The following is a 13,462-nucleotide window of genomic DNA, read 5'->3' as shown; positions in this document are numbered from 1 at the left end:
CCCGCCGGCCGCTTGCCCTAACATATCGCCATCTTCACGGAACCCGACCTCGATGACCGATTCCTCGATGCACGACGCGATCACCTATCAGCTTTCCCCGTCCGACCCCGCCGGCCACCGTTGCACCGTCGTGCTGACGGTGCCGCATCCGGATCCCGCGGGCCAGACGCTGAGCCTGCCCGCCTGGATCCCGGGCAGCTACATGATCCGGGACTTCGCGCGCAACATCGAGACCATCGACGCCCGCGCGGGCGGCCGGCGCGTGCCGCTGGACAAGCTGGACAAGCACACATGGAAAGCCGCGCCCTGCCGGGGTCCGCTGGTCATCACCTGCGTCATCTACGCGTGGGACCTGTCGGTGCGCGCCGCGCATCTGGACGACACGCACGGCTTTTTCAACGGCACGAGTGTGTTCTTGCGTGTGCACGGCCAGGAACGCCAGCCCTGCCTGCTCGATCTGCAAGCGCCTCGCGACGCCTTGCAACTGCCCTGGCGCGTCTACACCAGCCTGCCCGAGGCCAAAGGCCACGCGCAGGCCGCGCCGCGGCATGGCTTCGGCATGTACCGCGCACCAGACTACGACGCGCTGCTGGACCATCCGATCGAAATGGGCACGCCCCAGGTCGCCACGTTCACCGCGCATGGCGCCACGCACGAACTGGTGTTCACGGGCGCAATGCCCAACCTGGATCTTGAACGCCTGTCGGACGACGTGCAACGCATCTGCGACGCGCAGATTGCCTTCTTTGAACCCCGCACGCGCCAGGCGCCCTTTCTGGACAGCTCGAACCGCTATGTGTTCATGACCATGGTCACGGGCGATGGTTATGGCGGTCTCGAACACCGTGCATCGACCGCGCTGATGACGGCGCGCGGCGACCTGCCCGTACGCGGCGTGCCGGGCCAGACCGACGGCTACCGCAACTTCCTGGGGCTGGTCAGCCACGAATATTTCCACACCTGGAACGTCAAGCGCATCAAGCCGGCGGTGTTCGCGCCGTACGACCTCGACAAGGAAAATCCGACGCGCCTGCTGTGGCTGTTCGAAGGTTTCACGTCGTACTACGACGACCTGTTCCTGGTGCGCACGCAAGTGATCGGGATGAGCGACTACCTGCGCACCCTGGGCAAAACCATCACCTCGGTGCTGGGATCGCCCGGCCGGCTCAAGCAGTCGGTGGCCGACAGTTCCTTCGATGCCTGGACCAAGTACTACCGGCAGGACGAGAACTCGGTCAATGCCATCGTCAGCTACTACACCAAAGGGTCCTTGGTGGCGCTGGCGATGGACCTGACGATCCGCATCGAAACGGGCAATCGCCGCAGCCTGGATGACCTGATGCGCCTGTTGTGGGATCGGTATGGCCGGGACTTCTACCAGGGCGCGGGCCTGGGCGTACCCGAAGATGCCATCGCCGAATTGGCCAAGGAAGCCACCGGCGTCGACATCACCGGCTTCCTTGCCCGCTACGTGGAAGGCCGCGAAGACCCGCCGCTGGAAGCGCTGCTGGCCCGCCAGGGCATCAATGTGCAATGGAAGGCGGCGTCAGCCCTGCCATCGATCGGCGCGCGCACCGGCAAGCAAGGCGATGACTTGCGCCTGACGGCGGTGATCGAGAAAGGCCCGGCGCACAAGGCCGGATTGTCGGCCCATGACGTGATCGTGGCCATCGACGGCGTGCGCGTCACGGCAAGCAATCTGGACAAAGTGTTGGGGCGCTATCGCGCTGGCGACACGGTGGTGGTGCATGCCTTCCGCCGCGATGAACTGCGCAGCGTCAGGCTGAAGCTGGCCGCGCCGCCCGCAACCGATTGCGTGCTGACGGCGACGGCGTAAGGGGCATGAAGGCGCGGGCCTTCGCGCCGCACGCATCGGCGCAGGGCAGCCATGCGCTGGCCTGCCGCGCCAGCCGATTCAGCGCCAGTCTTCAGCGCCAGTCGATCGGCGCCAGGCCCTGTTCTTCCAGCCATGCATTGGCCTTGGCAAAATGCCCGCACCCGACGAACGGGGCCGGCGGCCGCGTGGCCGACAGGGGCGACGGATGGTTCGACATCAGCACCAGATGCCCGCTGTTGGCCGGCAGCAGGGCCTGCTTGGCCTGCGCGTGCGATCCCCACAACATGAACACCTTGGGTTCCGGTTCGCGGGCGACCTGCGCAATCACCTCGTCCGTGAACGCTTCCCAGCCGCGTTTGGCATGCGACGCCGGCTGGCCATCTTCCACCGTCAGCACGGTGTTGAGCAACAGCACGCCCTGCTCGGCCCACCGCGTCAGATCGTTGTTGAATGCAACCGGGTTACCGCCAAAGTCCGCCGCCACTTCCTTGAAGATGTTGCGCAGACTGGGCGGGCGTTTGAAGCCCATGGGCACGGAAAACGACAGGCCTTGCGCCTGGCCTGGACCGTGATACGGGTCCTGGCCAAGGATCACGACGCGCGTGTTCGCAGGCGTCGCCAGATCCAATGCGCGGAACGGCCGCGACGGATAGATGACCGCACCCGCCTCACGGCGTGCATCCACGAAATGCGCCAGTGCATCGAAGGTGGACGAGGTCAGGACGTCGGACAGCAGCGATCGCCACGACTGGGGCAGCGTCGCCACCTGATCGCGCAGCGGGGAATCCAGCGTGTTGCCGGCAGTGGCAGCGGATAGCGCAGCGGTTGCCGCCTGCAACGTCGCGGAAGGTGGCGTCCCAGAGGGCGCGCGCGCGGGGGTCCGGGCGGCCTTGCCCGTCTGCTTTGCGCCGCCCTGGTCCTTGTCGTCAGGCGCCTCTAGGTCGGAAAACAGGTCTCTCACGCAAACAACCGGGCCAATTCCACGCCCGGGTCCGGCGCGCGCATGAAGGCCTCGCCCACCAAGAACGCATGCACGTCGTGCTCACGCATGAAACGCACGTCTTCCGGCGTGGCGATCGCGCTTTCGGTCACGACACGCTTGCCTTGCGGAATGCGCGGCAGCAGGTCAATGGTGTTTTGCAACGAGGTCTCGAACGTGCGCAGATTGCGGTTGTTCACGCCCAGCAGCGTCGTGCGCAGGTCCAGCGCCACGTCAAGCTCGGCGGCGTCGTGCACTTCCACCAGCACGTCCATGCCCAGCTCCATCGCCAGCGCTTCGTACTCCCGCAGTTGCGACGGCGATAGCGCCGCCACGATCAGCAAGATGCAATCGGCGCGCGCGCGCGCGCTTCGACGATCTGGTAGGTATCGACAATGAAATCCTTGCGCAGCACCGGCAGGGCGCAGGCGGCGCGCGCCTGACGCAGGTAGTCCATCGATCCCTGGAAGAACTGCATATCGGTCAGCACCGATAGGCAGGCCGCCCCATGCGCGGCGTACGACACGGCAATTTCCGCCGGCTGGAAGTTCTCGCGGATCACGCCCTTGGACGGCGACGCCTTCTTGATCTCGGCGATCACGCCTGCCCTGCCGCCTTCGATGCGGCGTTCGATCGCGGCCGCGAAACCGCGCACGTCCTGGCGCGCCTCGGCCTCGCGGCGCAGTTCGGATTCGCTGCGCATGCGCCGCGCCGCGGCGACTTCCTCGGCCTTGACGTCAAGAATACGTTTGAGAATGTCGTTCATGAAAAAACTACCTAGGGGTACGTGAAGCGGACTGCGTGAACTGGACGAAGGCATCGAGCTTGGCCCGCGCCTGACCGCTCGCAATGATCTCGAAGGCCCGCTGGATACCGTCGGCGATCGACGGGACGACATTGCCCGCATACAGCGCGAGCCCCCCGTTCAACGCAACGATGTCACGCGCCGCGCCGGGCACATTGCCTAGCGCTTCCAGCACCATGTCGCGCGACTCATCGCGATTGGCCACCTTCAGGCTGCGGTTCGACACCATCTGCAGGCCAAAGTCTTCCGGATGGATCTCGTACTCGTGCACTTCACCATCACGCAGTTCACCGACCAGGGTGGCCGCGCCCAGCGACGCTTCGTCCATGCCGTCCTTGCCGTACACGACCAGCACGTGACGCGAGCCCAGGCGCTGCAGCACCCGTACCTGGATGCCGACCAGGTCCGGATGGAACACGCCCATCAGCTGGTTTGCCGCGTTGGCGGGGTTAGTCAAGGGACCGAGCAGATTGAAGATGGTTCGCACGCCCAGTTCTTTGCGGATCGGCGCGATGTTCTTCATGGCGCTGTGATGGGACGGCGCGAACATGAAACCAATTCCCGTGGCCTCGATACAGTCGGCCACCGCGTCGGACGGCAGCATGACGTTCACGCCCAGGGCTTCCAGCACATCGGCGCTGCCCGATGACGACGACACGCTGCGGTTGCCATGCTTGGCGATCCGCGCGCCGCCCGCCGCCGCCACGAACATGGCGGCAGTGGAAATGTTGAAGGTGTGCGCGGCGTCGCCGCCCGTGCCGGCCAGGTCGACCAGGCTGCCTGTGTCCGGCACGTCGACACGGGTGGCGAATTCCCGCATGACCTGCGCGGCCGCGGTGATCTCGCCGATCGTCTCTTTCTTGACGCGCAGCCCCATGATCAGGGCCGACGCCGTCGCAGGCGCCATCTCCCCGCGCATCAGCATACGCATCAGCGACAGCATCTCGTCGTGAAAGATTTCGCGATGTTCGATGCAACGCACCAGTGCTTCGTTGGGGGTGATGGGCAACACGGTCTCCTTGGGGAATCGTTGCGCGTGGTTCATGCGGCCAGCGTCAGGAAATTGCGCAACAGCGCATGGCCATGTTCGCTCAGGATGGATTCGGGGTGGAACTGCACGCCCACCACCGGCAGCGTGCGATGCCGCACACCCATGATCTCGCCGTCCAGCGTCTGCGCCGTCACGTCCAGGCAGTCCGGCACCTCGTCGCGATCGATCGCCAGCGAATGGTAACGGATCACGGTGTAGGGCGACGGCAGGTCGCGGAAGACATCGGTGCCGCGATGGGTAATCACCGACGTCTTGCCGTGCATCAATTGTTGCGCGCGGACGATTTTGCCACCGAACGCGGCGCCGATGGCCTGGTGACCCAGGCACACGCCCAGGATGGGCACCTGCCCGGCAAATTTCTGGATCAGCGGCACCGAAATCCCCGCCTCCGCCGGCGAGCACGGACCCGGCGACACGCAAATGCGATCGGGCGCCAGGCGCTCGACCTCGTCCAGGGTGATCTCGTCGTTCCGGTACACACGCACGTCTTCGCCAAGCTCGCCGAAGTATTGCACCAGGTTGTAGGTAAAGGAATCGTAGTTGTCGAGCATGAGCAGCATGGGGCACCTGTCGTTCGCGAATCGTTCGCGACCAAAGAAAAGTCGATGTGGCGCGGAAGGGACCGCGCGGGCAAGGGCTAGTCGACAGGGCGCCATCGTCCGATGGCGGCGCGGCGGCGGGCAGGATGCAGGCACGCGGAACGCGGCAGGGCCAGGTGCATGGCGACACGCGGCGCGCTTGCGCACGCACGCAACGGCACTGGCAGGGATGCATCAGGCACTGAAACGCAGGCTACAAGGAAGGCAGGAAGGTCAAACGTGCTGGGCATCGATCGGTCTCTAAGGTGAGCCGCCGTGCCTGGAGAGAGGATTCCGATACCTTGCCTGTCCAGGAACGGCGGCAAGGTGCGGATTCGTACCGCGTAAGCATGCCGCTTCTTAGAAGAAGCGCCACCACCACTTGGCAATACGAATCGGCGTCATCGGCATCATTTTTTGAAATGCTTGAGAGATCGGTCGGGTACGCGCCGGGCACAAGCACACGGCGCGTTGGCAAGGATACCAGCAACCGTGGAAACACGCCACGCAGACCCTGGCTGCTTATATACTGTACAAAATCCTGTACAACATCCTGGACTGGAGCTGTCATGACCATTACTGCTGCCGATATCGTCCCGCTGTCGCAGGCCAGAGCACACCTGTCTGACCTGGCTGATCAAGTCAAAGCCGGCGCAGAAAAAATCATCACGAAAAACGGTGAGAGCTATGTCGCTCTGATCGATGCGCAAAGGCTTGATTACTACCACCGGCTGGAGCGCGAGCGCATCCACCTGCTGCTGATCGATGACGCCAGCAAAGGTCTTGACGACATTGCTGCACGGCGCGTCAGGCCAGCGGCTACGGCGCTGGCGGAGATACGCCGTCGTCGCGCCCAGTCAAACACGGAGTAAGGCGTGAAGACACGCGCTGTCGTCAAGGTCACGGCAGCCTTCGAACGAAAGTTGTCCGAGGTCGAAACCTTCCTTGCCGAAGCAGGCAACACAAACGGGTTCGACGAGCTGCTGGCCGACCTGGAAGACACCCTGGTGCCCAACCTGGAGCGCTTCCCCTCAATGGGCAGACCGTTCTTTGGCCGCATTCCGGAATCCATAGAATCGGCCATGGGTGTCGACCTCCTGGCCGACACACTTCGCGCATTGGGACCCCATAGTGAACTGCGCGAAATCGTCACATCGCACTTCGTGATCCTTTACGCGGTCATTGCTGACGTCGTCTTTCTGCTTTCAGTCCGGCATCATCGGCAACTCTCGTTCGACTTCCCTTTGATGAACCGTTGACGCCGCGACGTTCCGCGCATCAGAACGTGTACGCCATCCCGACCTGGACCGTGCGCGGCGCGCCGGGGTAGACGTAGGACTGGAACGCGCCCTCGTCATAATCCTTGTTGAACAGATTCTTGATGTCCACATTGACGCGCAGTTTCTTGTTCACCTGATAGAAGGCCAGCAGATCGACCACGGTATGGCGCTTCATGGTATAGGCGCCCGTTGCGGTCGAGGCGGGGCGGTCGGCCGTGTGCTTGATGCCGGCGCCCAGGCCCAGTCCGCGCGCGGGACCTTCCTGGAAGGTGTACACGTTCAGCAGGCTGGCCAGGGTGCGCGGAATATTCGCCAGCCGAGTGCCCGCCGGTGCGACGTTGTCCTTGGTCACTTCGGCATCCACCAGCGCGTAGCCCGCGATCACGCGCCAGGCCGGCGTGAGGTTGCCCACCACGTTCAGGTCCAGGCCCTGGCTGCGCACCTCGCCCGTCGCGACGCGATAGCTGGAATCGACCGGGTCAACCGTCTGCACGTTCTGTTTGACCGTGTGGTACAGCGCGCCGTTGACACTGACGGTGCGATCCAGCGCTTCCCATTTCACGCCGACCTCGTTCGACCTGCCCTTTTCGGGGTCGAAGCCGCCCCCAGACGCTGCGCGCCCGTGTTGGGCTTGTAGGAACGCGCCGTGTTGGCGTACACCGCGACGGTCGGCGTCACGTCGTACATCAGTCCAAACCGCGGCGTGACGGCCGTGTCGGTTTTTGCAAAGCTGCGCGCGGCGGGTGACAGGTCGGTGTAGTCATGCTTGAAGCGCTCGAGCCGCACGCCCACCAGGGCCTTGAGGGTGTCAGTCAGTGTGATCTGATCCTGCACGAACGCGGCCCAGGTGTTGAGCGATTCGCGATCGTGGGTGGTGGTGCGGGTCAACGCGGGCCAGGGCTGGCCCACGGCCGGATTGACGATATCGATGGGGTAGGCGGTCGCCCCCGCGGCGGAGCGCTGGATGATCGACGCGTAGTCGTAGTTGTCGTATTCGACACCCGTGAACAGCGTGTGCCGGATGCCCCAGGTGTCGACCTTGCCGGTCAGGTTCAGTTGAACGGTGCGGTCCGTCCAGTCCAGCCGCCGATAGTTGGCGTTGCGGCCCAGGGTGCGGCCATCGCCTTGCAAGCCATTGGCTTCGACGGCGTTGCCCTTGAGCGACCCGTCCATCCATTGCACACCGCCCGCCAGAGTCCAGTTGTCATTGAGGACATGATCGAAGCGCACCTGGGCCATGGCATTGTCGCTATGCAAAAGATTGCCATTGCCCATCTCCCACAGATTGACGCTGCGCGAGGACCGCCGCTGTTGCGTGGTGTAGGCGGTGCGTCCGCGATCCAGCGGGGTGTTGTTGCGCATCAGGTCCGCTTCGACGATGATCCGGGTCGCTTCGGTCAGCTGCCAGCTGATGACCGGAGATACGCCATACCGTTCGGTGTCGGCGCCATCGCGGAACGTCTTGCCACCCTCGGCTACCGCATTCAGCCGGTAGGCCAGCTTGCCTTCGGCATCCAGCGGACCTGTCGCGTCGACCGTCGCGCGCCGCAGTCCCTGATCGCTCAGTTGGCTGCCCACCGTGACCGCGCGACGCGACAAGGGCTGTTTGGACACAATGTTGAAGGTGCCGCCCGGATCGCCGCGCCCGTATAAGGCTGCCGACGGGCCGCGTACCACTTCCAGCCGCTCGATGGTGGATGCATCGGGCGCCGTGGGGTAGCCACGATTGATCGGGAATCCGTTGCGATAGAACTCGCCGCTGGTAAAGCCGCGGGCGCTGAACAGCGCCAGCCCCTGCCCGCCAAAGTTGTTGACGCGGCCCACGCCTCCCGCGTAATCGAGCACGTCGATGAGCCGCGTGGCGGCGGTGTCTTCCACCACATCGCGCGGCAGCACCGTGACGGATTGAGGCGTTTCGTGCAGCGGCGTATCGGTGCGCGTGGCGCTAGCCGACCGGGTTGCCCGATAGCCAGCAACGGGACCATCAGCCGTTTCGCCGGGTGCGTACACCGTCACGGCATCCAGTTGAACAGCGGAAGGGGCACCCGGGGGCTGTTGTGCCCAGGCAAGCGATGAGGCGTTGAGAACGCATGCGGAAACAACAAGGCAACGCATACTGGAAATCCAAAGTTATGTTAGCGATGAGAATAGCTCTCATTCCTAATTTAACCTTTTCGTGGTTCCAGCTCATCCGTAGCCGCCGCAGTGTGGCCTCAATCCAACCGGATGCCCTGCGCCTTGATAATTGGCCCCCAGCGGGTCGCTTCGCCCCGCGACAACGCTGCGAACTGCTCTGGGGTGCCCGGCAGCGCTTCCATGCCAAAGTCCGTGAAACGCTTCTGCACCGCCGGATTGCTGAAGGCCTTGTTCAATTCGGCATTGAGGCGCGACACCACGGCGGGGGGCATGCCGGCCGGCCCGAGCACGCCCTGGAAGGCAAACACTTCGGTATTCGGGACGCCAACTTCGGCCAGGGTGGGAATGTCAGGCAGCAGCTTGCTGCGCTGCGCCGAGCCGATGGCCAGGACGCGTACCTTGCCGGCCTGCATGATCTGCAGGCCCGAGGCCAGATCCAGGAACATGCAGTTGACCTGTCCACCCATCACATCGGCCATGGCCGGCGCCGCGCCCCGGTAGGGAATGTGCGTGATGAAGGTGCCCGTGCGGTTCTTGAACATCTCCATGGCCAGGTGATGGGGCGACCCGTTGCCCGGCGATGCATAGTTCAGCTTGCCGGGATTCGCCTTGGCATAGGCCAGGAAGGCCTTGAAGTCCTTGGCCGGGAATTCCGGGTTGACGACCAGGGCAAGCGGAAAGCGGCCGATCGCGCCGATGTAGGTGAAGTCCTTTTCAGGATTGAAGGGCAATTTGCCGAACAGGAATTCATTGAAAGCCAGCACGGCGTTGTCGGCCGACATGATGGTGTAGCCGTCGGGCTTGCTCTTGGCGACCAGGTCAGCCCCGATGTTGGTCGATGCGCCCGGCCGGTTGTCGATCACCAGGGATTGTCCAAGTGCCGGGCGGATGGCGTCGGCCAGGGTGCGCGCGATCACGTCGGTGCCGCCGCCGGCCGGATAGGGCACGACCCATTTGACGAGTTGCTCGGGATAGCCCTGGGCACGGACCAGGGAGGGCAGCGTGGCCGAGGCGGCGGCGGCCGCCATGCCGGCCAGGAAAGTTCTGCGTTGCAGTGTCATTGTTGATGTCTCCAGGGAAATACGAAGCTAGGAAAGCGACGGCATGGGCAGGTCCTGCAGTGCGTCGGCAAGCGCCTGGCGGCAGCGCGCTTCGTCGCCGACCTGCTCGAACAACAGCAGGGCCAGACGCGCCAGAAAAAGGGATTCTCGGGCCGGACCCGCTTCGGTCACGGCGTTGGCGCACGCCGCGTACAGGCGGTCGCGCGCATCGGGGGCCAGCGGGGCACTCATGACGCCTCCAGCGGGGAAGTGGATGATGGCAACGTTGCATTCGACAACGTTGTTGCCGACAACGATAGGGCGCGGGCAAGCGCCTGCGCAAGTACGTCGTTCGCCGGCGTGCCGGACCACCTGCCGGCCACGTGGCCATCGGGCCGCAGCAAGTACGTGGCCCCCGACGCGCCGGCAGCGCCAAGCGCCGCGCGCGCCGTGTTAAGGGTGTCATCACGGCCCAGCACGTGAAACGCGACGTGGGCGTCGAACTGGCGACATGCCTGGATCGCCGCGTGTTCCAACGGCGGTGTCCCGACCGCCAGCACGACGAACCCCGGCGTCTGCATCAGGTCGATCAGGTGCCTGCCCGGCCCCAGCTGCAGATTGGGCATGACCTCTCCCGGCAACGGACCGGCGTCCAGGGCATCGCTGTCCGATGACAGCGGCGACGCCACATAGCGCACCGCCTGCGTCTGCCGTGGATTGATCAGGTTCGCGATATCACGATGCCGGCCCGACAAGGACAAGGCAGCCTCGCGCAGCAGGTCGAAGCCGCGCGAAGGCGGCGACATGAACTCGGTGCTGCGCATGGCGTTTTCGGCATTGACGTGAAACGCCGCAATGCGCTCGGCCGAATAGCTGTCAAGCAGTGCCGTGCCGGCCACACCGCGCGCCACCCGCGCCAGCTTCCACGCCAAGTTGTCGGCGTCATCAAAGCCCGAGTTCAAGCCGCGCACACCAAAGATCGGCATGGCATGCGCCGCATTGCCGGCGAACAGCACGCGACCGTGACGATAGCTGGGCAAGGTCATGGCCCCGGCGCGGTACACCGAGGTCCATACCGTGTGCCACGGCAGATGGCCTTCGCCAATCGCATCCAGGTGCCGCTGCACGAACTCGGCCACGGCAGCGGGCTGCAGCGCGTCTTCCGTCGACTGCCCGTCCCGCAGTTGGTAGTCGATGCGCCAGATGTCGTCGGGCTGCCGATGCATCAGCACCGTGGACCCCGGATTCCACGGCGGGTCGAACCAGGCCCGACGCTCGGTCGGATGGCTGCTGTGCAGTTCGATATCGATGATGACATAGCGGCCTTCGTAGGCCGTGCCTTCCAGACTGAGGCCCAACGATTTGCGCACCAGGCTTTGCCCGCCATCGCAGGCGGCCAGCCACGCGCCGCGCAGCTGATAGGCGCCGTCCGCATGGCGTGCCGACAGCATGACGTGATCGCCGTGCTGGGTCAGCGCCGTCACTTCCGTGCCCCACCGCACATCGATCAAACCCGGCGTCGCGGCGTTCCGGCGTTCGATTTCCTGCAGCAGATAGTGTTCGATGTAGTACTGCTCCAGGTTGATCATGGGCGGCAGCTTTTGCGTGTCGTCATGCGGCATCGCGAAGCGGAATACCTCATCCGTCTTGTAGTAGCTGCGGCCACCGGTCCACGGCAGGCCTTTTTCAAGAAACGCGGGCAATGCGCCAAGGCGTTCCACGATTTCCAGGCTGCGGCGGGAAATACAGGCGGCGCGGCTGCCCACGCACACCGTGTCGTCCAGTTCGAGGATCACGCTGCGCACGCCATGGTTGGCCAAACCCAGGGCGAGCGCCATGCCGACCGGTCCGCCGCCGGCGATCACCACGGGGTGGTCGTCCGGCTCGATACCGTCGATCAGCGCAGGCAATGCCGACCGATAGCGCGTGTAGTGGAAGGCGCCGACCGAAGGCGGCATCTCGCTGTCGACGTGCGTCATAAAGCCTCCGCCCAGCCGGCGATGGCGTCCGCCGCCTGCGGCACCAACGCGGGCTGTCCTGCCAGATAGTGGTTGCCGCCAACGATATCCACATTGCGGATGCGGTCGCCACCCGCGGCCAGCCACGTATCGCGCGTGCTGGGAAAGGTCGACTGGTCCGCCGTGTAGGTCAGCAACAGCACCGGCACCGACGTACGCGCCAGATTGGTCGGACCATCGGCTTGCGAGCGTGACGACCACTGCGACAGAAAGGCTGTTAGCGACGTGGTGCGGCCCATGGCGTTGGCCGAATAGTTCACCTGCCGCGCATCGCCCCACACACTGCCCGGCGCGCGGTCATTCGCATCGATCGACAAGTCCAGGCAACGCGGGTCGGCATGCGTGCGATAGACGATAAAGGCCTGATCGCGCGGCGCGCCCGGCGTCGCGCGCAACACGCGCAGCCGGTCCATGGTCCACTGCTCGATCCGGTCCAGCCGCGCCTGCTGGCCGGCAGAAAAACGCGCCAGAAAGTCCTTATCGTAGGGCACGCCATGACGCGGGTCATACATGTCCAGCGCCGGGTCGACCGACAGCGGATCCTGTTCGTCGGTCACTGACGGATCGATCCAGTCGCGCATCAGGCGGCTGCGGCCCAGGTGCGCCGCGCACAGCGCGATGCCATCCACCGGCGGCAGATCGTCGGCATGCAGATTCGTCGGGTCTCCGTCCGGGAAATGCGTCGCGGTCAGCGTCTCGGCCTGCGCCTGATAGAAGCTCGCCAGCGCCGCACCGCCCGAGTTGCCGATCAGCACGACCTTTTCGTAGCCCGCATTACGCAGGTACTTCACACCCGCTCCCAGGTCCTGGATGGCGCGTTCCATCAGTAGCAAGGTGTCATTGCCCATGTAGCGCGAGTTCAGCCCCATGCAGCAGATGCCTCGCTCGGCCAACGGTTCGATCAGGTAATGCCCCATGAAATTGCTGGTCGGGTGCATGACGATGGCAGCCACCTTGCGGCGGTCCGCCGGCGCCCGGTACGCGCCAAAGATGCGGGGCCGCAGCATTTGCAGCCCGGACTGGCTTTCCATCGACGCGCCTGGCTTGACATCGATAACGGCGATCCTGAGCTCAGACATGGGCGCCCTGCCCTGCCATCCTGGCGGCCTTGCGCGCGGTCCATTCATCCAGGTCGGCGCGCGCACGCAGGGCATGCGCATCCATCTCGGACTGCGGCACCGTGGGCGTCGTCAGCTCGACACGAATGCCGTTGGGATCGAAGAAATAGATCGATTCGATGATGTGGTGGTCGGTCACGCCCAGCACCTCGACACCCGCGGCGTCGAGCCGGGCCTTGGCGGCCCGCAGCGCCGCCACCGACTCCACGCGCAAGGCAATGTGGTTCACCCACGGCGGCGTGTTCGGCGATGGTTCAGCCTTGACGTCGTCGCCCAGATCGAAGAATGCAATGTAGGAACCGTCGCGCATCTGGAAAAAGATGTGCACGTAGGGGCAGTATTCGCCGGTGCTTGGCACGTGGTCGCTCTTGATGACATGCACCAGGGGCAGGCCCAGCAGGTCTTCATAGAACTGGCGGGTTTCTTCGCTATCGCGGCATCGCCATGCGAAATGGTGCAGGCCCAGCACCGGCACCGCCAGGGGCGCGCCGGTCATGTCGGGCGCATGGCCCGGCGCGGGCGTGGCAACGGCCATTGCCGCGCCAGTAGAAGGTGTCGTGGTCACGTCTCCGCTCCTTCCTGTTATCGATACGGATCATTGGAACGCGGCCTGACCTATG

Annotated in this window: 11 protein-coding genes and 2 pseudogenes; 3 read left to right on the top strand and 10 right to left on the bottom strand. The window is 64.7% G+C overall.

Features of this window, described 5'->3' with window-relative positions:
- The first annotated feature begins 52 nt into the window (after positions 1-52).
- Positions 53-1,837 carry a M61 family metallopeptidase gene (locus tag ACNANG_RS15995; RefSeq protein WP_420223816.1) on the top strand — a complete coding sequence of 595 codons (1,785 nt, stop codon included), beginning with the start codon at positions 53-55 and terminating at the stop codon, positions 1,835-1,837.
- 91 nt (positions 1,838-1,928) lie between these two features.
- Here ACNANG_RS15995 and ACNANG_RS15990 read toward each other — a convergent pair whose 3' ends face one another.
- From ACNANG_RS15990 to ACNANG_RS15975, 4 genes and pseudogenes are all read right to left on the bottom strand, one after another.
- Positions 1,929-2,675: a uracil-DNA glycosylase gene (locus ACNANG_RS15990; RefSeq protein ID WP_420227558.1), complete on the bottom strand. Its 747-nt coding sequence runs from the start codon at positions 2,673-2,675 to the stop codon at positions 1,929-1,931.
- Between the two features lie 119 nt (positions 2,676-2,794).
- A pseudogene (gene trpC / locus ACNANG_RS15985) lies at positions 2,795-3,582 on the bottom strand (indole-3-glycerol phosphate synthase TrpC).
- Positions 3,583-3,589: 7 nt separating this feature from the next.
- Positions 3,590-4,630, bottom strand: coding sequence for an anthranilate phosphoribosyltransferase (gene trpD, locus ACNANG_RS15980; RefSeq protein ID WP_420223815.1), 1,041 nt, complete (start codon positions 4,628-4,630; stop codon positions 3,590-3,592).
- Between the two features lie 32 nt (positions 4,631-4,662).
- Positions 4,663-5,232: an aminodeoxychorismate/anthranilate synthase component II gene (locus tag ACNANG_RS15975; protein WP_420223814.1), complete on the bottom strand. Its 570-nt coding sequence runs from the start codon at positions 5,230-5,232 to the stop codon at positions 4,663-4,665.
- A gap of 587 nt (positions 5,233-5,819) precedes the next feature.
- Between ACNANG_RS15975 and ACNANG_RS15970 the strand changes: the two genes are divergently transcribed.
- Together ACNANG_RS15970 and ACNANG_RS15965 are read left to right on the top strand one after the other, a co-directional pair.
- Positions 5,820-6,122, top strand: a complete 303-nt coding sequence (locus ACNANG_RS15970) for a type II toxin-antitoxin system Phd/YefM family antitoxin (protein WP_420223813.1) — start codon at positions 5,820-5,822, stop codon at positions 6,120-6,122.
- A gap of 3 nt (positions 6,123-6,125) precedes the next feature.
- A complete protein-coding gene (locus tag ACNANG_RS15965) occupies positions 6,126-6,509 on the top strand; it encodes a type II toxin-antitoxin system RelE/ParE family toxin (RefSeq protein ID WP_420223812.1) in 384 nt (127 codons plus the stop codon).
- A 19-nt stretch (positions 6,510-6,528) separates the two neighbouring features.
- Here ACNANG_RS15965 and ACNANG_RS15960 read toward each other — a convergent pair.
- From ACNANG_RS15960 to ACNANG_RS15935, 6 genes and pseudogenes are all read right to left on the bottom strand, one after another.
- A pseudogene (locus tag ACNANG_RS15960) lies at positions 6,529-8,645 on the bottom strand (TonB-dependent siderophore receptor).
- A gap of 98 nt (positions 8,646-8,743) precedes the next feature.
- Positions 8,744-9,721: a Bug family tripartite tricarboxylate transporter substrate binding protein gene (locus tag ACNANG_RS15955; protein ID WP_420227557.1), complete on the bottom strand. Its 978-nt coding sequence runs from the start codon at positions 9,719-9,721 to the stop codon at positions 8,744-8,746.
- Positions 9,722-9,754: 33 nt separating this feature from the next.
- Positions 9,755-9,958 carry a hypothetical protein gene (locus ACNANG_RS15950; protein WP_420223811.1) on the bottom strand — a complete coding sequence of 68 codons (204 nt, stop codon included), beginning with the start codon at positions 9,956-9,958 and terminating at the stop codon, positions 9,755-9,757.
- On the bottom strand, positions 9,955-11,685 hold the full coding sequence (locus ACNANG_RS15945) for an FAD-dependent monooxygenase (RefSeq protein ID WP_420223810.1): 1,731 nt from the start codon (positions 11,683-11,685) through the stop codon (positions 9,955-9,957). The genes ACNANG_RS15950 and ACNANG_RS15945 overlap by 4 nt, the downstream gene beginning before the upstream one ends.
- Positions 11,682-12,803 (bottom strand): alpha/beta hydrolase family protein, encoded by a 1,122-nt coding sequence (locus ACNANG_RS15940; RefSeq protein WP_420223809.1) that lies wholly within the window; start codon positions 12,801-12,803, stop codon positions 11,682-11,684. The genes ACNANG_RS15945 and ACNANG_RS15940 overlap by 4 nt, the downstream gene beginning before the upstream one ends.
- Positions 12,796-13,338, bottom strand: a complete 543-nt coding sequence (locus tag ACNANG_RS15935; RefSeq protein ID WP_420227556.1) for a VOC family protein — start codon at positions 13,336-13,338, stop codon at positions 12,796-12,798. The genes ACNANG_RS15940 and ACNANG_RS15935 overlap by 8 nt, the downstream gene beginning before the upstream one ends.
- Between the last annotated feature and the right edge of the window lie 124 nt (positions 13,339-13,462).

It is taken from the genome of Pigmentiphaga litoralis (assembly GCF_048632615.1).
Classification (GTDB): domain Bacteria; phylum Pseudomonadota; class Gammaproteobacteria; order Burkholderiales; family Burkholderiaceae_B; genus Pigmentiphaga; species Pigmentiphaga litoralis_B.
Note: the sequence above shows the minus strand (reverse complement) of the source record. Positions and strands in the feature narration are given on the sequence as shown.

Excerpts from the sequence above, each read along its gene's own strand:
- ACNANG_RS15995 (WP_420223816.1), top strand. The coding sequence starts at position 53 with ATGACCGATTCCTCGATGCACGACGCGATCACCTATCAGCTTTCCCCG.
- ACNANG_RS15940 (WP_420223809.1), bottom strand. The coding sequence starts at position 12,803 with ATGTCTGAGCTCAGGATCGCCGTTATCGATGTCAAGCCAGGCGCGTCG.
- ACNANG_RS15975 (WP_420223814.1), bottom strand. The coding sequence starts at position 5,232 with ATGCTGCTCATGCTCGACAACTACGATTCCTTTACCTACAACCTGGTG.
- ACNANG_RS15950 (WP_420223811.1), bottom strand. The coding sequence starts at position 9,958 with ATGAGTGCCCCGCTGGCCCCCGATGCGCGCGACCGCCTGTACGCGGCG.
- ACNANG_RS15945 (WP_420223810.1), bottom strand. The coding sequence starts at position 11,685 with ATGACGCACGTCGACAGCGAGATGCCGCCTTCGGTCGGCGCCTTCCAC.
- ACNANG_RS15970 (WP_420223813.1), top strand. The coding sequence starts at position 5,820 with ATGACCATTACTGCTGCCGATATCGTCCCGCTGTCGCAGGCCAGAGCA.
- ACNANG_RS15935 (WP_420227556.1), bottom strand. The coding sequence starts at position 13,338 with ATGACCGGCGCGCCCCTGGCGGTGCCGGTGCTGGGCCTGCACCATTTC.